Source organism: Streptomyces sp. NPDC051214, assembly GCF_040682375.1.
GTDB lineage: Bacteria > Actinomycetota > Actinomycetes > Streptomycetales > Streptomycetaceae > Streptomyces.
The window spans coordinates 162,560-181,557 of record NZ_JBFBAT010000001.1 but is presented as its reverse complement, the minus strand read 5'-3'; the positions used below and the strand labels follow the sequence as shown (position 1 = coordinate 181,557).

General features: G+C 71.6%; 18 protein-coding genes. 4 read left to right on the top strand and 14 right to left on the bottom strand.

The window, feature by feature from the left end; all coding sequences use genetic code 11:
- Nucleotides 1–23: 23 nt before the first annotated feature.
- From AB0M70_RS00810 to AB0M70_RS00785, 6 genes are all read right to left on the bottom strand, one after another.
- Complete coding sequence (locus AB0M70_RS00810; RefSeq protein ID WP_365814904.1) at nucleotides 24–551, bottom strand: GNAT family N-acetyltransferase; 528 nt, start codon at nucleotides 549–551, stop codon at nucleotides 24–26.
- A gap of 3 nt (nucleotides 552–554) precedes the next feature.
- Nucleotides 555–1,799 (bottom strand): RNA polymerase sigma factor, encoded by a 1,245-nt coding sequence (locus AB0M70_RS00805; RefSeq protein WP_365814902.1) that lies wholly within the window; start codon nucleotides 1,797–1,799, stop codon nucleotides 555–557.
- Nucleotides 1,799–2,167 (bottom strand): YciI family protein, encoded by a 369-nt coding sequence (locus AB0M70_RS00800; protein WP_365814900.1) that lies wholly within the window; start codon nucleotides 2,165–2,167, stop codon nucleotides 1,799–1,801. The genes AB0M70_RS00805 and AB0M70_RS00800 overlap by 1 nt, the downstream gene beginning before the upstream one ends.
- A gap of 133 nt (nucleotides 2,168–2,300) precedes the next feature.
- Entirely contained in the window at nucleotides 2,301–3,269 is a 969-nt protein-coding gene (locus AB0M70_RS00795) for an aminoglycoside phosphotransferase family protein (protein ID WP_365814898.1), read from the bottom strand.
- 146 nt (nucleotides 3,270–3,415) lie between these two features.
- Nucleotides 3,416–3,805, bottom strand: a complete 390-nt coding sequence (locus tag AB0M70_RS00790; RefSeq protein ID WP_365816221.1) for a subtilase-type protease inhibitor — start codon at nucleotides 3,803–3,805, stop codon at nucleotides 3,416–3,418.
- A gap of 394 nt (nucleotides 3,806–4,199) precedes the next feature.
- A complete protein-coding gene (locus AB0M70_RS00785; protein ID WP_365814896.1) occupies nucleotides 4,200–6,635 on the bottom strand; it encodes a polysaccharide lyase 8 family protein in 2,436 nt (811 codons plus the stop codon).
- A 128-nt stretch (nucleotides 6,636–6,763) separates the two neighbouring features.
- Between AB0M70_RS00785 and AB0M70_RS00780 the strand changes: the two genes are divergently transcribed.
- Entirely contained in the window at nucleotides 6,764–7,447 is a 684-nt protein-coding gene (locus tag AB0M70_RS00780) for an alpha/beta hydrolase (protein WP_365814894.1), read from the top strand.
- Between the two features lie 38 nt (nucleotides 7,448–7,485).
- On the opposite strand, the gene AB0M70_RS00775 is transcribed toward AB0M70_RS00780, so the two are convergent.
- Both AB0M70_RS00775 and AB0M70_RS00770 read right to left on the bottom strand, forming a co-directional pair.
- Nucleotides 7,486–8,313: a hypothetical protein gene (locus AB0M70_RS00775; RefSeq protein WP_365814892.1), complete on the bottom strand. Its 828-nt coding sequence runs from the start codon at nucleotides 8,311–8,313 to the stop codon at nucleotides 7,486–7,488.
- A gap of 30 nt (nucleotides 8,314–8,343) precedes the next feature.
- Nucleotides 8,344–9,258, bottom strand: a complete 915-nt coding sequence (locus AB0M70_RS00770) for a slipin family protein (RefSeq protein WP_365814890.1) — start codon at nucleotides 9,256–9,258, stop codon at nucleotides 8,344–8,346.
- A gap of 103 nt (nucleotides 9,259–9,361) precedes the next feature.
- Here AB0M70_RS00770 and AB0M70_RS00765 point away from each other — a divergent pair, with 103 nt between their 5' ends.
- Complete coding sequence (locus AB0M70_RS00765; RefSeq protein WP_365814888.1) at nucleotides 9,362–10,102, top strand: methyltransferase domain-containing protein; 741 nt, start codon at nucleotides 9,362–9,364, stop codon at nucleotides 10,100–10,102.
- Nucleotides 10,103–10,149: 47 nt separating this feature from the next.
- Here AB0M70_RS00765 and AB0M70_RS00760 read toward each other — a convergent pair whose 3' ends face one another.
- The gene (locus tag AB0M70_RS00760) at nucleotides 10,150–11,088 is read right to left on the bottom strand and encodes a helix-turn-helix domain-containing protein (RefSeq protein WP_365814886.1); all 939 of its coding nucleotides are present in this window, start codon (nucleotides 11,086–11,088) and stop codon (nucleotides 10,150–10,152) included.
- A 237-nt stretch (nucleotides 11,089–11,325) separates the two neighbouring features.
- Here AB0M70_RS00760 and AB0M70_RS00755 point away from each other — a divergent pair, with 237 nt between their 5' ends.
- Both AB0M70_RS00755 and AB0M70_RS00750 read left to right on the top strand, forming a co-directional pair.
- Nucleotides 11,326–11,841: a hypothetical protein gene (locus tag AB0M70_RS00755; protein WP_365814884.1), complete on the top strand. Its 516-nt coding sequence runs from the start codon at nucleotides 11,326–11,328 to the stop codon at nucleotides 11,839–11,841.
- A 120-nt stretch (nucleotides 11,842–11,961) separates the two neighbouring features.
- Complete coding sequence (locus tag AB0M70_RS00750; RefSeq protein WP_365814882.1) at nucleotides 11,962–12,096, top strand: hypothetical protein; 135 nt, start codon at nucleotides 11,962–11,964, stop codon at nucleotides 12,094–12,096.
- 36 nt (nucleotides 12,097–12,132) lie between these two features.
- Here AB0M70_RS00750 and AB0M70_RS00745 read toward each other — a convergent pair whose 3' ends face one another.
- Genes AB0M70_RS00745 through AB0M70_RS00725 form a run of 5 tightly spaced genes read right to left on the bottom strand, consistent with a single transcriptional unit; the run spans nucleotide 12,133 to nucleotide 18,572 of the window.
- Nucleotides 12,133–13,338: a type III PLP-dependent enzyme gene (locus AB0M70_RS00745; protein WP_365814880.1), complete on the bottom strand. Its 1,206-nt coding sequence runs from the start codon at nucleotides 13,336–13,338 to the stop codon at nucleotides 12,133–12,135.
- The gene (locus AB0M70_RS00740; protein ID WP_365814878.1) at nucleotides 13,335–15,233 is read right to left on the bottom strand and encodes an IucA/IucC family protein; all 1,899 of its coding nucleotides are present in this window, start codon (nucleotides 15,231–15,233) and stop codon (nucleotides 13,335–13,337) included. Before AB0M70_RS00740 ends, AB0M70_RS00745 begins: the two co-directional genes overlap by 4 nt.
- The gene (locus tag AB0M70_RS00735) at nucleotides 15,233–15,511 is read right to left on the bottom strand and encodes a hypothetical protein (RefSeq protein ID WP_365814876.1); all 279 of its coding nucleotides are present in this window, start codon (nucleotides 15,509–15,511) and stop codon (nucleotides 15,233–15,235) included. The genes AB0M70_RS00740 and AB0M70_RS00735 overlap by 1 nt, the downstream gene beginning before the upstream one ends.
- Nucleotides 15,511–17,379 carry an IucA/IucC family siderophore biosynthesis protein gene (locus AB0M70_RS00730; protein ID WP_365814874.1) on the bottom strand — a complete coding sequence of 623 codons (1,869 nt, stop codon included), beginning with the start codon at nucleotides 17,377–17,379 and terminating at the stop codon, nucleotides 15,511–15,513. The genes AB0M70_RS00735 and AB0M70_RS00730 overlap by 1 nt, the downstream gene beginning before the upstream one ends.
- The gene (locus tag AB0M70_RS00725; RefSeq protein ID WP_365814871.1) at nucleotides 17,376–18,572 is read right to left on the bottom strand and encodes an ATP-grasp domain-containing protein; all 1,197 of its coding nucleotides are present in this window, start codon (nucleotides 18,570–18,572) and stop codon (nucleotides 17,376–17,378) included. The genes AB0M70_RS00730 and AB0M70_RS00725 overlap by 4 nt, the downstream gene beginning before the upstream one ends.
- Nucleotides 18,573–18,998: the final 426 nt, after the last annotated feature.

The window sequence follows — 18,998 nt, the reverse complement described above, 5'->3', positions numbered from 1 at the left end:
CGAGGTGCGGACGGCGTCCTCGCTCAACGCACCAGCGTCCGCTGCCACTTGACCTCGCCGTCCTGCCACGCGTCCGTGGGGGTGAGGCCCGCGGCGCCGGCCACGGCGGCCGATGCCCGGTGGTCCGGGTGGACGTGGGCGATGATGCCGCGCACGGCCGGGTTCCCGGCCAGCCAGGCGACGAGGGCGCGGGCCGCTTCCACGGCGATGCCCCGCCCCTGCCAGGGAGTCCCCACCACCCAGGCGATCTCCGCGACCAGCTCGCCATCGGAGCCGGCGGGCACCACCGTCGCCTGCACGGTCCCGGCGAGGCACTTCTCGTCGCGCAGGCGCAGCACCCAGTTGCACCAGGAGACCGCGGGGTCGGGGGACCCGGCGGTCATCCGCCGATAACGGGCACGCAGGGCCTGCGCATCGTCGGGAGAGCCGCCGATGAAGGTGTGCAGGGCCGGATCGGAGAGGGCCACGGCCATCTCGTCGGCGTGCTCGACCCGCAGAGGTACGAGGTCGAGGCGGGCGGTGCTGATTTCCTGGGCGTGGACCGTGGGCATGCGTCACCCTAACCGGGGGGCCGGCCCCTCCTGTCGACGGCCGAGCAGGAACGCACGCTCGGCCGCGTTCTCGGTGCGGGTCAGGGCGGCGTCGTAGGCGGCGCTCGCCTCGTCGGTGCGGCCCAGGCGCCGGAGCAGGTCGGCACGGACGGCGTGGAAGACGTGATATCCGTCCAGGCCCAGGTCGTCGAGGAGGGGCAACGCCTCGGCGGGGCCCTTGACTTCGGCGACGGCCACCGCGCGGTTGAGGGCCGCGACGGGGCTCGGGGCGACGGCCAGGAGCTGGTCATAGAGCTGGAGGATCTGGCCCCAGTCGGTGGCGGCCGCGGTCGTCGCGTCGCTGTGCACGGCGTTGATCGCGGCCTGGATCTGGTACGGCCCCGGCCGGCCGCGGCGCAGACAGCGGCGGACGAGTTCCTGGCCCTCGGCGATCAGGGCGCGGTCCCAGCGTCCGCGGTCCTGGTCGGCGAGAAGGACGAGTCCGCCGTCGGCGGTGGTCCTGGCCGTCCGCCGCGACTCGGAGAGCAGCATCAGCGCGAGCAGCCCCAGGGCCTCCGGCTCGTCGGGCATCAGCTCGGTCAGGAGGCGTCCCAGGCGGATGGCCTCCGCGCAGAGGTCGTCGCGGACGAGGGCCTCTCCCGCGCCGGCCGTGTGCCCCTCGTTGAAGACGAGGTAGACGACGGCAAGGACCGCGCGGAGCCGTTCGGGCAGGTCCGCGTCGCGGGGGACCCGGTACGGGATGTGCGCGTCGCGGATCTTGCCCTTGGCCCGCACGATCCGCTGGGCCATCGTCGGCTCCGGCACCAGGAAGGCGCGGGCGATCTCCGCGGTGGTGAGACCGCCCAGGAGGCGCAGCGTGAGGGCCACCCGTGCCGCGGGGGCGAGCGCCGGATGGCAGCAGGTGAAGATCAGACGCAGTCGGTCGTCGCGCACGGGTCCCTCCAGGGCCGGTGCCTCGTGGGCGTGCAGCAGGGCGGCCTGCGCGTGCCGGTCCTCGCGCGACGCCTCACGGCGCAGGCGGTCGATGGCGCGGTTGCGGGCGGTGGTGATGATCCAGCCGGCCGGGCTCGGCGGCAGACCGGTGGAGGGCCACCGCTGCGCCGCCGTGGTGAACGCCTCCTGGACTGCCTCCTCGGCGATGTCGATGTCGCCGAAGACGCGGACCAATACGGCCACCGCGCGTCCGTACTCCGCACGGAAGACCTGCTCGATGACCCCCGCTGTGACCTCCGGGGAACCCGAGGTCACTAGCAGGTTCCGGACTGCAGCGGCCTGACCTCGACGGGCAGGGTGATGGCGCGGGCCACCTTGGCGCCCCAGGCGAGCGCCTCGTCCAGATCGGCGGCCCGGATGACGGTGAAGCCGCCCAGATGCTCCTTGCCCTCGACGTACGGTCCGTCGGTCGTGAGCACCTCGCTGTCCTTGCTGTCCTTGCCGTCCTTGAGGCGCAGCACGGTCGCGGTGCTCGGCGGGAAGAGGCCTGCGGCGAACACCCAGGCGCCCGCCTCCTTGAGCTCGGCGGTCACCGCCTCGACGTCACGCATGATCGGTTCGAGGACCTCCGGCTCCGGCACGCCGCCTTCGGGCTGGTAGACGCTGATCAAGTACTGGTTCACGGCTGTCTCTCCCTCACGCCGACGGATCACCCCTGACCGGCCGCTGCCGGTCTCTCACAGTCCATACGAACGGCGATCGGCCGGATCGACATGCCGGAGAAGAATTTTCCTGCGTCGTCCCACCGACGGATTCTCAGCGATCGGTGATGATCGCGTCGAGGTGCCGCAGCGCCGCCGTCACCCGCGCCGGATCGTCGAAGAAGGGGTCGTCGGGGACGGGCAGCGATCCCGCGAGCGCGATCCCGCGGCCCCGCGCCCACATCGCGTCGTCCGCGCCCACCGCGTCGCGGAACGCGCCGCGGGCCTCGTCCGGCAGGAAGAGCCATGCGGGCAGCAGGTCGACCGCCGGATCGCCCACGGCCAGCGTCCCGAAGTCGATGACGGCACTCAGACGCCCTTCGACGGCCAGGAGATTGCCGGTCGCGAGGTCGCCGTGGACCCAGACCGGCGACCCGTCCCACGCGGGAGCCGCGAGCGCCGCGTCCCACACGGCGGTCACCGCGTCCGTGTCGACGAGTCCCGCCACCTTCAGCTTCGCGATCTTGGCGCGTACGAGGGAGTCGGCGAACAAGGAGTCGCACTCGGTGCCCACCCGTTCCCCGCGGAAGGCGTTGCTGAGCCTGGGGCCCGGACCGCCCGTGGGGTCGATGTGCCGCAGAGCGGTGACGAACCCGGCCAGGTCTTCGGCCGCCCGGAGGGGATCGGCCAGGGAGCCGGTGGTCGCGGTGTCGCCCTCCAGCCACCGGTAGACGGACCAGGGGAAGGGGTAGCCCTCGCCGGGCTCGCCCTTGCCGAGCGGCTCGGGGACGGTGAGCGGCAGTTGCGGGGCGAGCCACGGCAGCCATCGCTGTTCCGCCTCCACCTGCCCGACCCAGCGGGGGTAGCGCGGCAGCCGCACGGACAGGTCGTCGCCAAGCCGGTAGGTCGCGTTGTCCATGCCGGACCGCGGGACCGGTGCGATCGGCAGGTCTGCCCAGCGGGGGAACTGCGCTGCCAGCAGGCGGCGGACCAGGTCCGTGTCGATGTGCGGATCGCGGTCGGCCTCGGGGCCGGTGTCGAGGTCCCGCGTGGTGGCACGGTCTTCGGGTCCGGCTGCTGTCATGTGGGCAACTCCCTGCCATGGCAAACGCCTTGGACGTCGCTCGGGGCGTCGTCCAAGGCGCGGTCGTGAAGGACAAGTCCTCATCCCACCGTCAGGGGCGAGGCCGCGTCCACCCAATTACCGTCGTGTGCACGGCGGGTGGTGGCTCAGAACGAGAAGGCCGCGCCTTCCGCGAGGCTCGCCCGCATCTCGCAGCTGTTGCCGAAGGTCGTGCTCCAGGCGACGCGCTTGCCCTGCCACACGCCGTCGACGGTGACGACCACGGGCTGCCACTCCTTCGTACAGAACGCGGCGGGTGACGTGCTGACCAGCTGGGCGAACTCGCCGTTCACCGCGCGCAGTTCGGCGCAGGCGGCAGAGGCCGAGGGGTGGGTGCCCGAGGCCTTGGGCGCGCAGTTCAGCGTCACGGCGCGTTGCATCGTCGCGGTGTCCGCCTCTTCGCCCTGGCCGACGGCGAGGACCAGCGACGAGGGCGCGAGGAGGCCGGAGCCGGCCGCCTTTGGCTGGGCCTGCGCCGTGCCAGAGGTTCCGGACATCACGCAGGCGGCCACGACAGCGGTGGCGCCCACCGTCTTGAGGAAGAAACGCACGTCAACTCTCCTTTGATGCGGGTGTGGTGCTGGTTGCTGACGGGAGTCTTGCCGGTGCGGAGAGTGAGCACCAAATGCATGGTCGATTTCCGGATGCATGTGTCCGCTGAGCGGTCGTCGGACGGCTGTTCGGGCAGCTCAGGGCGGGCGGCAAGGGGGTGAGGAGAAGGCCTCACGCGTGTCCAACATGTGGACCGGAAGCGATGGTGCAAGCAAGAACAACTGCCTGACCTGCAAAAACAGTTGTTTTGATTTTCTACCGGAATCGAGGGTCGACCGGAAAGCATCGGTGCTAAGGGTACGGGGGCGCGGTGCGGGCCGACCGCGCCCCGACCGGACCTCAGCCCAGCCTGACCGTGATCCGCTGCGTGGCCCCCTTCGTGCCGCTGAGGTCCCCGAAGGTCAGCTTCAGGGACGCCCCCGTCACCGCCGAGGTGACCGTGGCGGGCTTGGCCGTCACCGCGGCCACGGCGCGACTCCAGGTCAAGGTCAAGGAGGCCTGCGCGCGCATCGGGTCGCTCACGCAGATGACCGCGGTGCCGTCGCTCCGCTCGCTGATCTGCACCGAACAGGGCGCGCTCGCGGTGAGCTTGCCGACCGTCCCGCCGAACCAGAAGTTGACCCCGGTGAAGCCGAGGGAGGGCACGGAAACCCCCTGCTGGCTGTCGGAGTTGGCAAGGATCTGGAGCCAACCGGTGGCCGCCGAGCGGGCCGCCGTCTGTGCCGCGCTCGCACCCGGCATCAGGACGTAGGCGTACGTGCCGTTCGTCGGTGCGGTGCCGTGATCGACGTACATCGTGAGGTACGTGCGGGCGATCGCGGTCGTCGCGCCGCCCTTGTTGATGTCGCTCCACCTGCCGGTGCGCTCCTCGCGCAGCGCCTTGACCGTCGCGCCGCCGGGGAACACGTAGCCGCCGTGGCCTCCGATGTGCGCCCACTTGGCGCCGGCGAGCGTCGCCGACCAGGGGGACGCCGTCGGCTTGGCGGCGCCGTCCACCTGGAAGGAGGTGGTGCCCGTCGGGCCGAGGTTGCGGTTCTCGACGGTCGTCTCGACCGCCGCGCCGTCCGTGCAGGCGATGCCCGCGCCCAGGCAGACGATCGCGTCGTCCAGGCAGAACCACGACTTCTTCGCGCGCAGGGTGCTCTGCAGGCCCTTCACGTACTGCCCGATGGCGGCGCGTTGTCCGTCACTCGCCCCGCCCACCCACCTCACGTCCGGCAGGGACGCGCCCCAGTCGCCGCCCGCCGCATCCGCGAGCGCCTTGCGGGAGGCCGTGATGCCGGGCAGCCGGTACGGGTCGACGGTGGGCCAGAAGGCGTCGCTGTACTGCCCGTTGGCGTAGCTGTCGCCCCACCAATAGAGCATGCCGGCGCCGGTGTGCCAGCCGCGCAGGTTCTCGCCGTTGCCCGTCTCGTAGTACGTGATGCGGGGATCGGACATGCTGATCGACGCGGCCCAGCCGGGGCGCCGGTGCGTGGCGCGGGCCATGTTCGGGAAGAGACGGTGGCCGGTGGGCTCGGCGATCGCGGTCACCGACGCGTCGTCCTCGACGCCCTGCAGCCGGGCCAGACTCGTCAGGCCGAGTGAGGCGTCGCTCAGCGGCGGGCTGTAGTAGTCACGCCGCATCCAGCCCTTGACCAGGCCGCGCCAGCGCGCGTTCTCGGCGGCGCTCGCGCCCTGACCGAGGAGCACCACGGCCGACATGATGGGGTGTCCGCGCCGGTGGTCGTCCGCCTGGATCCTCTTGGTGTCGGAGGCCGAGAGCCCGCGGCTGATGGCGCGGCCCGCCACGCCGTCCATGACGAGGCCGTTGTAGAGGAACGGCGCCCACGCCTTCTCCACGGCGTCGAAGACGATCTGCTTCTTGGCGTCCGTGACCTCCCAGTCGGAGCCCCGCAGCAGCGAGAAGAGCATGCCGAGGCCGCCCAGCATCACCGACCCGTACGAGCCCGTGTAGGGCACGGTGGTGTGCTGGATGAACGAGCCGTCGGTGTAGAGGCCGTCGCCGGCCGTCACGTACGGGAAGACGGGGGAGAGTGCGTCCCGGGCCAGCGCGATCTTCGCGGCACTGGCGCCGACGACTCCGCGCAGCGCGAGCACCCGGCACAGGTCGACGCGGTTCGCCCCGGTGCTCGTCCCGGTGTAGCTGCCCACCGCGGAGTCGGGCACGAAGTGGTCCACGGCCCTGCAGTAGTTGGTCACCTGGGTCGCCGACAGGTGGTCGTACATCAGCACGCAGATGTCGAGGAGGGCCTGTGGGGCGCCTATCTGCCAGCTGTACCAGTTGCCGAAGTGTGCCTGGGTCTCGTTGTAGACCTCGGCGTAGAGATGATCGAGGCCCTGGAGGATGCCGGTCCTGAGGCTCGCGTCGCCGGTCAGGCCCGTGCCCTCCTGCCGGTAGGCCTGGGCCATGGTGCTGAGCCTGCTGTAACCGGTTACCACGTTGGCGGAGTATCCGTACGACTCCTGGTCGGTGTCCGGATCGGGGTCGGCGTACGAGAGGTCCGGCCACAGGGAGCCCGTGGCGGGGGCCATGGTGGCGCGCAACTCCCGTGCGGTGGCACCGAGTTCGGCCAGGCGGCTCTTGAAGGGCTCGGCCGTCGGGGAGAAGCCCTCGCCGAGGAGGAGGGTGCGCCACCTGGTGCGCAGTGCCTCGTAGGCGTCCGCCTGCTCCGCCGCTGCCGCCTCGTCGGCGGGCAGCCCCGAGGCCGTCAGGGCGAGCGCGGAGCCACCGGTGGTGAGCAGGAAAGCGCGGCGGGACCAAGGAGAGTGCATGGGTTCTCCGATGGTGAGGGGGGAGTGCGGCGGAAGAGGCGCGAGGGCCGCGCGAGGAGCAAGCGCTTTCTAGCATGGGTCCGGGCCGCTGCTCAATGGGTCGCGCAACGCGCTGTAGCGTCAGGGGCATGAGCGATCACGCAGTGGTGGATGTGGGCGACGTACGCCTGGCCTATCGGACCTGGGGCGACTCGTACGGAGCACCCGTCGTGCTGCTGCACGGGCTCGGCGGTTCCTCGGCGAGCTGGGAGAAGGTCGGGGAGGCGCTCGGCCAGGAATGGCGGGTGTACGCGCTCGATCTGCGCGGGCACGGGGAGAGCGACTGGCCGGACGAGTACACGGTCGAGCTGATGCGGGACGACGTGCTCGGCTTCCTCGACGAGCTCTCCCTCGACCGGGTCGGCGTCGTCGGCCACTCCATGGGCGGGGTCGTGGCCTACCTGCTCGCCCAGGACAACCCGGACCGCGTCGAGCGCCTGGTCCTGGAGGAGACGCCGCCGCCCTACCCGCGCGACTGGGTCGAGCCCCCGCCCCCCGACGGCGCCATCGACTACGACTGGCCCGTGTCTCCCGCGATCCGCGCCCAGATCTTCGACCCCGACCCGGAGTGGGCCGAACGCCTCGGCGAGATCGTCGCGCCGACGCTGATCGTGGCGGGCGGCCCGGACAGCAGCATGCCGCAGGAACGCATCCCCGACATGGCAGCCGCGATTCCCGACTCCCGGGTGATCTCGATCCCGGTCGGGCACCGGGTGCACGAGGAGAGCCCGCAGCAGTTCGCGGAGCAGGTCAGCGAGTTCTTCACCAGCTGAGCGGGTGGGGCGGGCCGGGAGGCGCCCCGGTGCTGCGGCTACGCCGGCCGGGGCCGTGACTGGTGGAGGCGGGTGTAGTAACGGCCCTCCGCCTCCAGACCCGTGGGATCGTCACCGGCCTTGAGCACCTGGTCCACCGCGCTGCTCATCTCGGAGATGTCGGTGAACATCCGCTGCGGATAGGTCCGTTCGGGATCGGTGTCGGTGGCCAGACCGTACGCGTCCAGGGTCGCGAGAATGTCCCGGAAAGGCACCGTCCGCAGGACGAAGGCGCTCACCCACACCGGGATGCGTGCCGCGTCGAGGAGTGCGTCGAAGGTGCGGTGCGTGATGTAGCCGATGCCTCCGGTGACCGTGATCAGGCCGACGCGCCCCATGGCGTCGCGCAGTCCGTCGCTGGGCGGGTGGCGCTCGAGGTTCTCGGCATGGGCCTCGTCGAGCAGCCCCACCTCCAGGGCGTACCGCGTGGCGTTGCCGGCCATGTCCAGACCGATGACCGGGACGGCGCCGGTGCGCCGCCGCGAGGCGTAGAACTCCTTGTCGGCCTCGACGAGCTCACCGCGGGTGAGGGCCGCGGTCTCGGCGCTGGTGTAGTGCGCGTACAGATCGGCGAGCGTGAGGTCGTGGTTGAGCAGCGCCGCGTTGATCCCGTAGGAGCAGCAGAGGTCGAGGACCGTGACGGGGAGACGGGTGCCGCGCACCGCCGACCGCTGGGCGAGCGTGCGCCGGAAGACACCCTGGGCCTGCTGCGGTATCTCGTACCGCAAGGGGGCGAGCGTGCGGAAGTACGCGCGGGGGTCGGGCTGGTCGTAGATGTCGTCGAACCGGGTCTTGCCCGCCGCGGTGGTGGTCCGGGCGCCGGTCATGAGGCAGCCTCCTCGCGCTCGGTGGCGGGTCTACGGCCGCGCTTCGGCCCGTTCCTGTGCTTGTGCTTGTGCCGCCTCCGGTGTTTCCGGTTCCGGTTGCCCCGCCTCCGGTTGCCCCGGCTCCGGGGACGCCGCCGTGGTCGTGGCCGTGGTGGTGGCCGGTGGTGCGATCGGTGCCGCCTGCGTCTGCTGGGCCTTCTCCAGGAAGCGCAGGAGTTCCACGGGGAAGGGCAGGACGAGGGTCGAGTTCTTCTCGGCGGCGACGGCCACCACGGTCTGGAGCAGCCGCAGTTGGAGGGCCGCGGGTTCCTCCGCCATCTGGTGCGCCGCCTCGGCCAGTTTCTTGGAGGCCTGCAGCTCGGCGTCCGCGTTGATCACGCGCGCCCGCCGTTCACGGTCGGCCTCGGCCTGCCGGGCCATCGAGCGCTTCATGGTCTCCGGCAGGGAGACGTCCTTGATCTCGACCCGGTCGATCTGCACGCCCCAGCCCATGGCGGGGGAGTCGATCATCAGCTCAAGGCCCTGGTTGAGTTTCTCGCGGTTGGAGAGCAGATCGTCCAGGTCGCTCTTGCCGATGATCGAACGCAGCGATGTCTGCGCCATCTGCGAGACCGCGAAGCGGTAGTCCTCGACCTTGATCACCGCGTCCGCCGCGTCGATCACCTTGAAGTAGATGACCGCGTCCACGCGTACGGTCACGTTGTCCCGGGTGATGCCGTCCTGCGCCGGGACCGGCATCGTGACGATCTGCATGTTCACCTTGTTCAGGCGGTCGACCCCGGGAACGATCATGGTGAATCCCGGCTGGCGAACCTCCTCCCGCAGCCGTCCGAGGCGGAACACCACGCCCCGCTCGTACTGCTTGACCACGCGGGCCGCCGACGCCACGTACATGAACCCGGCAGCCACGACCGCGGCCCCTGCCGTGAGCAGCTCTTCGACCATGACGACCCCCCTTCTTCCGAGTCGCCCGTCTCAATACCAAGATATGCCCCGGTTTGTCCGGGGTCGAGCCCCGGCCGCCCCGCCGCTGACTAGGGTGGGGACGGTGTTCACCTCCCAGGGACCCACACTCCGCGAACTGGCCGTGCAGGCTCTCTCCTCCATCGAGGACGGCTACGACCTGCTGGCCCCCAAGTTCGACCACACCCCTTTCCGTACGCCCGACCGGATGCTGCACGCCGTCGCGGACACCCTGGGGCGCCTCGGGCCGTTCGACGCGGGGCTCGATGTCTGCTGCGGCACCGGCGCGGGCGTCCAGACGCTGCTGCCGCTGTGCCGGGAGCGGGTCACCGGCGTCGACTTCAGCTCGGGGATGCTGACCGAGGCGCGGGCGGCCGTGGTCCCGCACCAAGGCGGGCCCGCCGCGGATCCCGCCGTGCAGTGGGTACGAGCCGACGCCCGCGCCCTGCCCTTCGTCGACGTCTTCGATCTGGCGGTCAGCTTCGGGGCGTTCGGGCACTTTCTGCCCGCCGAGCGGCCGAAGCTGTTCGCGGAGGTGTGCGGGGCGCTGCGGCCCGGTGGGGTCTTCGCCTTCCCGATCGGCGCGCCGCCGCCCCTGACCTCGCCGCTCTACTGGGCGCTGCTCGGCTTCGACGGGGTGATGCGGGTGCGGAACCTGCTGTGGCGTCCGCCGTTCGTCATGTACTACAGGACTTTCCCGCTGCAGGGTGTGCGCGATGACCTGCTCCGGGCCGGCTTCACGATGCGGTTGCACCCGCTGGAGGAGTTCGGGCGCCGCGCCGACGGCAGCCCCCACTGGTGCCTCGTCGAGGCGCGCAAGGTCTGAGCTTCACCTGCCAGGGGCGGTCGGCGGTCAGCGGTTGGCGGCCGACATCACTGGAACGCCCTGCGATACGCCTGCGGGCTGACTCCGGCGACGCGCTTGAAGCGGTCGCGGAACGCGGTGGGCGAGCCGAAGCCGACCTGGACGGCGATGCGCTCGACGGAATGCCCCGTCGATTCGAGCAGGTGCTGCGCCTGCCGGATGCGTGCGCGGTGCAGCCACTGCAGCGGTGTGCTGCCCGTCTGATCCCGGAAGCGGCGCAGCAGCGTACGGGTGCTCATGCCCGCCCGGCCCGCGATGTCCTCCAGGGTGAGCTCACGGCCGGCGTTCTCCTCCAGCCAGCGCAGCAGCGGCTCCAGCTCGGAGCCCTGCGGTGTGGGCGGTGCCTCAGGGACGATGAACTGGGCCTGGCCGCCCTCGCGTTCCAGGGGCATCACGGAGAGCCGGGCGGCGTCCGCAGCGACGGCTGAGCCGTAGTCCCTGCGGATCAGGTGCAGGCACAGGTCGAGCCCGGCGGCGGCGCCGGCGGAGGTCAGGATCTGCCCGTTGTCGACGTACAGCACGTCAGGGTCGACGTCGATGTCCGGGTGGCGTCCGGCGAGTTCGGCCGCGGCCGCCCAGTGCGTGGTGGCGCGCAGCCCGGAGAGCAGACCGGCTGCGGCGAGCGTGAAGGTGCCCGTGCAGATCGAGGCGATCCGCGTCCCGTCGGCGGCCGCGGCCCGCAGCGCTTCGAGCGCGGCGTCGGGGACGGGCCGGGATAGGTCGGCGCTGCCGGGCACGATGATCGTGTCCGCGTCCGCGAGCCCCTCCAGGCCCCAGGGTGCCCGGAGGGTGAACAGACCGGCGTCGGTCTCGGTCTCGGCGGCGCAAACACGCACTCGATAACCCGGCCGCCCGCCGGGCAGCCGGGTGCGGCCGAAGACCTCGATGGGGGTGGACAGGTCGAACGGGATGACGGTGTCCAGTGCCAGGACGGCCACGGTATGCATGGCGGCAACGTACGTCAGAGCCGGGTTCTCGCCAAGCGCGTGCACCGGAACCGACGGCTGTATCCCCGCCCGTGGGCTGGCCTGGGATTCGATGGCGGTATCTCTGCGAAGCCTGTCACTAATGCCACTGTTCGGTGGGCGGGGCGCTGATTAATGTCTGCGTGAGGGTCCCGATCGGGGCCGTGTGACCTCTGCCTTTTTGAGGCTCCGCCGTTCTTCGAATCTTGAGGGCCCATAGTGACCAAGTTCTTCCTGACGCTGCATGTGCTGGCCGCCATCCTCGCGGTCGGCCCGGTCACCGTCGCCGCCAGCATGTTCCCCGCGGCCCTGCGGCGCGCCCAGGCCGACCCGCGGGATGTGTCCGCCCTCGCCTCGCTGCGGCTGCTGCAGCGCATCTGCTCGGTCTACGCGTTCGTGGGCATCGCCGTCCCCCTCACCGGACTGGTGACCGCGCAGAGCCTGGGCGTGCTCGGCAGTGCCTGGCTGATCGCCTCGATCATCCTCACGATGGCGGCGGCCGTGGTGCTCATCGTCCTCGTCCTGCCGCGCCAGGAGGCGGCGCTCGCAGCGGTGGCCGGAGCAGGGCAGGGTGGCGAGGGCGCTGGCGGCCAACTCGCGGAGGGGGCGGGCACGGTGGCCGTCGGAGAGCGCACCAGCTCTCAACTCGCCATGTACACCGGCATCTTCAACCTCCTCTGGGCCACCGTCACCGTCCTCATGATCATCAGGCCGGGTTCCACGACCGGCGCCTGACCCGCCCGCGACCGACAACCTCGGGCGGTGGCCCCCGTGGTACTGGAGCTTCAACCGTGAAGCCGGGGGCACACGGTCTTCCGTCAACCTCTGACCGGGCTGCATGGAAGGAGACAGGACGTGCACCCAGATACGTCGGTCGAGCTCGCCAAGGTGTGGGCGTCACGCGGAGGAGCGACGATGTTCGTCATCGTCTTCGTCGTCTTCGCGATCGCCCTCGTGGCCCTGCTGATGCGGGGCAAGCACCGCCGATGAGCGGGTGCCGCCACGCCGTCGGGCAGGCGAGGGTGATCAGAGGAAGTGGAAGCCCGGACGCGGGTGCATCAGGAAATCGTGGTGCGAGATGTTCCATGCGTACGCACCCGCCATCGCGAACACCACCCGGTCGCCGGCCCGCAGACCCCGCACCGGAACCTGCCGGGCCAGAACGTCCTTCGGGGTGCACAACTGCCCCGCGAACGTCACCCGGTCCTGCCGCGCCTCGGACCGTGGCCAGGGATGCGGCCACGGCCCGGCCGCCGGGAGCACGGTGCACGGCTGGTCGTGGCCCTTGGCCGCCGGGGTGCGCAGATGGTGGGTGCCGCCGCGCACCACCGCGAACTCCTCGCCGTGGTTGCGCTTCACGTCCAGGACCTCGGTGGCATACCAGCCGCAGTACGCGGTCAACGCCCGCCCCGGCTCGATGCGGAGCGTAAGGCCGGGGTGCGCCGCACAGAGCCGGGCGAGGCCCTCGCCGTACGCGGCCCAGTCGAAGCGCGCTCCGGGGTCGGCGTAGTCGACGCTCATCCCGCCGCCGACGTTCACCTCCGCGAGGCGGATGCCGTGCCGTGCGGCCAGTGCCTGCGACCACGTCACGATGGAATCGGCGACGGCGAGCTGCCGCGGTGCGTCGAGACCGCTGGCCAAATGGGCGTGCACACCCAGCAGATGCAGCTGGGGGAGGCTGCCGTCGGTGAACAGGGAGACCGCGGTGTCCGCGTCGACCGGGTCGAGACCGAAGGGCGTGGGGCGTCCCCCCATCGCGAGGGAACTGCCCGCGAGAGACGCGGCGTCGAGGCCGAGATTGAACCGGAGCAGGACGCCCACGCGGGTGTGCGGCGCCACCCGGGCGGCGAGCGAGGCCAGCATCCGCAGCTCGTAGAGGCTCTCGACGTGGAAGCGTGCCACGCCGAGCTCCAGGGCTGCAGTGATCTCCTCCGGTGTCTTGCCGGGGCCGCCGAAGGCCAGCGAGTGCCCGGCCACCGCCTTGGCCACATGGGCGAGTTCGCCGCCCGACGAGACCTCGTAGCCGTCGACGTGCGGGCCCAGGGTGGTCAGGATCTCCGGCTCGGGATTGGCCTTGGCGGCGTAGTGGAGCTCGACCTGCCGGGGCAGCGCGGCGCGCACCGCGGCGACGTGGGCGTCGAGCGCGGACAAGTCGTACAGATACGCCGGGAGTTCCTCGGCGGCGAGACCGAGGGCGTGCTCACGTACGACGGTGGTGGGGGCGGCGGTCATCCGGCGGTGCTCCAAGGTGCGTCGGTACGGGCACCCAGGTCCCGTACGTGCTCGGCGAGCGTAAAGGGTGAGGTGAGGCGGACATAGCCCGCGTCCCGGTCGGCCTTGCGCTCCCAGCGGGTGAGCAGATTGGCCTTCGCGGGCAGCGGCACCCCGGCGAGCAGGGCGCTGAGCCGCGGCGGGCAGCCGTTCGTGTCCGCGAACTCCCTAACAGTGGCGCGGACTTGCGACCAGAGGGCGGGCTCGGTCTGCGGATGGAGGTCGGCGAGGGCGGCGAGCAGCTCGGCGACGTGGTTCACCAGGAGGCAGTACACGACGCGGTCCCAGCCGCGCTGCGCGTCGTACGTCATCGGCCCCGCGACCTCCGGCGGGAGCGCGGCCAGGGTCCGTGCGTGACGCTCGGGGATCAGCTTGGTGCCCTCCAGGTCGCGGAAGAGCACCTGCGCGGGCATGCCGTCGCCGTCAACGCAGACGAGGACGTTCTGCAGATGCGGTTCGAGCACCAGGCCGTGGTCGAAGTACGCGGCGAGCACCGGAGGCAGCAGCAGCCTCAGATACGTCCGCCACCAGTCGAGCGCCCGCTGCGGACCCGCGCCCGCCAGGAGGCGGGAGATGTGGCCCGGACCCGTCGGATACTCGTCCGCGACGGCCGCGGCGAGCAGCGGCGTCGTACCGGGAAGGAGCCGTCCGGCCAGGCCTTCGCGGACGATGACGCCGAAGCCCTCCAGAAGGGCGAGGTCGGTGCGCCCGTCCGGCCCGGTGAGCGCCAGGCTGCGGTAGGCGGGCTCACGCAGTACCGCGCTGCCGGGGAAGCGGGCGGTCAGGTCGTCCAGGGCGCCTTCGAGTACCCGGGTGAGCGCGACGGCACCTGACAGCTCGTAACTGGCGTTCTTGCGGAGGCAGTTGGTGATGCGCACGTTCAGGCTGAACTTCAGGAAGGTGTCGCCGTCGTAGAGCGTGCGCACGGACGCGGTGGCCGCGAAGGGGGAGCCGGCGGTGCCCAGGTCGATGATGTCCTGGCGGGCAAGGGCGGCGCGCAGGCCCGGGTGCTCCCGCAGCAGGTCGTACTGCCAGGGGTGCACCGGCAGCAGCCGGTAGCCCTCGGGGACCGGCCCGAGGCGGTCGAGCGGTGCCGTGGCGCCCGGCCGCGCCGATTCCTCCACGACGAGGTGGTCCCGCACGGCGAGGTGGCGCAGCGGGAAGGAGGCCGCGGTCTCGGGGGCGTACGCGGACCAGTCGGCGAGGTCGCCGCCGCGGGCCTTGGGGGTGGGGTGGAAGCGGTGGCCGAACAGCAGGGACTGTTCGGAGGCGAGGTAGTCCGCGAGCCACTTCGGCTCCCTCTTCGTCGACTTGGGGGCCGCATCCGTCGCGGCGGCCGTTCCCGTGCCGGGTGCCGGACGGGCGGCGGCGATCGCGGCGCTGACCCCTTCATGGCTGGAGGCGATCTGCTCCAGGAACTCCTCGTTGCTCACCCCTGTACGCAGCGAGAGCTCGGCATGGGTGTATTCGGCGAGGCGAGGCCAGTCCACCTCCACCCAGGCGCCGTCCCGCTGCTCGGTCACCGGGCCGGTGAAGCGGTGGGCGCCGAGGAGGGAGGTGCGGCGCAGTGCGACACGCAGGAGGACCCCACGGCGCGGCAGCCGCAGCAGGAGATCGCCGTCGACGACGGCGGTCTGGCGCTCGGGTCCGGAGACTTCGCGCAGCAGACAGTTGAGGAGGGTGTGCGCCACCGCTTCGTCGGCGCTGGGCAGACGGGTGGGCGCGGCACCGGCGACGGGGGCGGGGGCACAGGCGACGCGGGCGGCGGACTGGGCGGGTGTCGCGGGCAGGCCGGGTGCTGCGGGCAGGGCGGATGTGGCGGAGGGGGCGGCGAACGTGCCGGTCGGCAAGGACATCAACGGCTCCAGCGGATGCGGGGCGAGCGGCGGAACAGGGCGGGAAGAGGGGCGTCGGCCAAGGCTGCCAGGGCGGTCGCGGTGCCGGTCAGGAGGGGCGCGGGCAGGCCGATGAGGCTGATTGCGGGCGCTGCCACGGGAACGGCGGCGACCGCGCGGCCTATGGAGCCGAGCTCGTAGGAGCCGGTGTTGGCGTCGGCGTGGGCCTGGTGGCGGCCGAGTCCCACGCCCGCGGCCGGGCCCTCCGTGAGCGTGTGCGCGGACGACACGACGGCCATCACGAAACTCCCGCGTGCAGCAGGTAGTTGGGTCCCGTCGTGTAGTGCTTGTTGATGTCGGTGGCTCCGGAGCGTTCCTTGGAGAGCAGGGTGCCCGCGGTGACCATCGCCTTGACGGGCAGCTCCGGCGCGTCCAGGACGTGGGTCCGCAGAAGGGTGCCCGGTTCGCCGGGCCCGAGCCTGTCGACGGCCTCGGTGAGCCGCTCGCGCACGAGCCCGAGCAGCCGCGACAGCGGGGCGCGGCCTTGCCGGGCGAGCCCGAAAGCGTAGGCGCCGGCGCAGAGGTGGAGGGTGATGGTGGTGAACACGTCGAGCACGGGCAGATCGCCGACGACGAAGATGCGCGCGTCATCGAACTCTTCGACATCCGGGGCCTGTTGCCCCATGACGTCACGCAGTCGGGCGAGGTTGATGCGGGGCCCGTCGTTGTCCTTGAAGAGCAGTCGCAGCCGGGTACGGCGGCCCGCACTCGCCTCCGCGGGGTGGTGGTCAAGGACCAGCGAGACGTTCTGCTGATGCGACTCCAGGGCGATCCCGTGGGCGAACAGGGTGGTCTGCCAGTCGAAGAGGAGGGTGAGTGTGGCATCCAGGAGGGCGAGGGGATCACCGCCGTAGAAGCGGTCGGCGAGGTGGTCGATGAGCAGGCGGTCGCCACCGGGTGCCGGGCACAGGAGCGCGGCCATCGGTACGACGACGGCATCGTCGAGACCGGCGGGGTAGCGGCGCAGCAGCACGGCCAGGAGTTCGTGGCCCGCATGGGCGAAACGGGTCTCCTCCGCGTGCAGGACGACACCCTTGAACCGGGGTTCGCGGTCGACGACGGCTTCGATCAGCCGCTGGCCCGCCGCGCCGTCGGTGAGGGTGCCCGGCTTGATGGTGCGCCGATTGCGCAGGCCCAGCGTGGCGGTGGCGAGCGGCAGCTTGAGGTGCCGGGTGGGGTCGGAGGTGAGGGCGACGGTGCGCATGGACAGGGTGGGTACGACGTCGGGCCCGGGATCACCGACGAACCGGGCCCGCCCGTCGAGCCCCGCTGCCCGCAGCGCGTCCCGCAGGGGTCCGTCCGCGGTCAAGGGGTGCACGGGCAGCACGAGATGACTTGCTTCGAGCTCTGGCGCGCCCGCCGCGCGAGGCGAGAGCCAGGCGTCGCTGTCACCGCCGACGGTGACGGCCTCGCGGGGCAGGGCGAGCTGTCGCAGGGTGAAGGCAGGATGGAACTCGGGTGCATACGCGTGCAGTCGAGCGAGGCTGAGCCCCGCGCGCCCGCGCGAGGTCGGGTACACGGGATGATCCGCGCGCGCGGCGAGGGTGTCGTAGCCGATGCCGCCCGCGAGCCCGGTCCAGGCAACGGGATCCGGGCCGTACCGCCGGGACAGCAGGGACTCCACCTCACCCTTCGTCTCGGCGTGCAGGCGCATGGCGTCGAGCGCCTGCTCGCACTCCTCGGCGAAGGCGTCAAACCCGCCACGGTCGACGGGGTCGGCGAGGTCACGCAGCGCGGCCAGGATGCTGTCGGCGTCGGCGAGTTCGCGCCCGTCGGACTCTCGACGGAGCAGGGGGAGCCGGGCGGCGTAGGTGGCCTGGAACCCGTCGGCCCGGACCGGCATGAGCAGCGCATCGCCGTCAACGCCCCTCGCCTCGGCCACCGGCGCCGGCGCCGGCACCGGCACCGGCACCGGCACCGGCACCGGCACCGGCACCGGGACCTGGACCGGCACCGGCAGCCTCAGCCACAAGCCGTCCGGGCGTCGCACTCCCTCGCTTCGGGTGCGCCACCCCAGGACGTCCTCGCGCAGGAGTGTGCTCAGTACGCGTAAGAGGAGCTCGGTCTCGGCCCCGGCCGTGGGCGTTCCGCCAGGCGGTCGGATCACGGTGTGATCTCCCAGTGGTGCGCGGCGAGGAAGTCGGCCACGGCTCGGTCGACCGCTGCCTGGTCGGTGCCGGTGGCGCGGACCACGCCGAGGAAGTCCCGGTTGGTGCCGTGGAGTTCGTGGCGTTCGCCGATCTCGCGCAGGGGGCGGTACGTGAGACGTACGCCGTCCACCGTCACCTCGGTCGCGCGTGGCGCCGCCGTCAGTGTTCCCGCACGCCGGGCGCACGGATAGTCGAGCCGCGCCCGGCCGTCCGTGCGCGCACCCAGGTCGGACGGCAGTGGCTCACTCAGGTGCGTACGCAGGATGTGCTCGAACAGGGGGATGTCCAGGAGTTGGGCGAGGAGCAGATCGCACTGGTCGCCGATGGCGCGGTAGTTGACCTCGATGAGCCGCGCTCGCCCTTCCGACACCACGAACTCCGTGTGGCAGGCGCCGAACCCCACCCCCAACACGTCCAGTTGCCGCAGGACTTGCGCCACCACCGGCGCCGGATGCGCGGGGACGAACGCCATCCGTTCCTCTATGAAGTGCGGCGGCGGCGACACTTCCGTACGGAAGCCGCCCAGGACATGCCTGACGCGGCCGTCGCCGAGCGTCTCCAAGGTGCACAACTCCCCGGCGAGGTACTCCTCGACGACCAGCGCGGCCCCCGGGCGCCGCTCCTGGATCTCCGCACACCGCCGTACCAACTGCTCCGGGCCCTCGACCAGCACCACGTCCTCGCTCGCCACTCCTTCGCGCGGCTTGACCACGCAGGGGAACGGCACGTCGAGAGAGGCGAGTTCGGCCGGATTCTGGCCCGCGTTCAGCTCCGCGCACCAGACCGCGTCGGCACCCTCCGCCGCGAGGTGGCGTCGCATGTGTGCCTTGTCCTTGGTGCGCAGCGCCACCCGCCAGTCCTTGCCGGGCAGCCCGAAGTACTCGGCGGCCAAGGCCGCCTGCGTCTGCAGGTGGTCACTGTTGGTGAAGATCGCGCCGGGGGAGTGGTGGGCGGAGATCCGGCTGATGACGGCGCGGAAGTCTCGCACGTCGCACTCAAGGATCTCCGGGGCGCCCGGTCCCTCTCGGAGACGGTGGGCGTCCGGCTGATCGGTGAGGAGGGTGACGTCGAGGCCGAGCCCGCGCGCGGCGGGCAGAAAGCCTTCGGTGACCGAGTCGGTGGGGTTGCGGGCAAGGACGTACAGCCGCATGTGCGAGTCCACTTCCGGGTGCGAGCGGAGGTGCTGTGTGGGAGAGGGGGCGGGGCGGAAGCGTCGGACGGTCCGCCGTCCGCGCTACGCGTGCGTCGGTTCGACCGTTGGAGCGACACCCGTCGCCACGGCCACACATTTCCCGCGGGTCCGATGGGGGCGACGGGCCCGGCGACCGCCACCGCCGGGCCCGCCAGCACTACGGCCGCGATGCCCCCGGCCATGTGGATCCCCACCACCGCGCGGGAGGAAGGCAGACGGACGGTGGGGGCGGGGAAGAGCGGCCAGAGCACATCGAGCGTGCCGGCGAGCATCACGGCACGGGTCCAGGAAAGCAACACCATGGCCGATCCGCCGTGTGAAGAGGCTGTCCGGCGGGACGGCCCGAGCGATCTTGGACACGGGGTGAGAGTTTAGGTTAGGTAT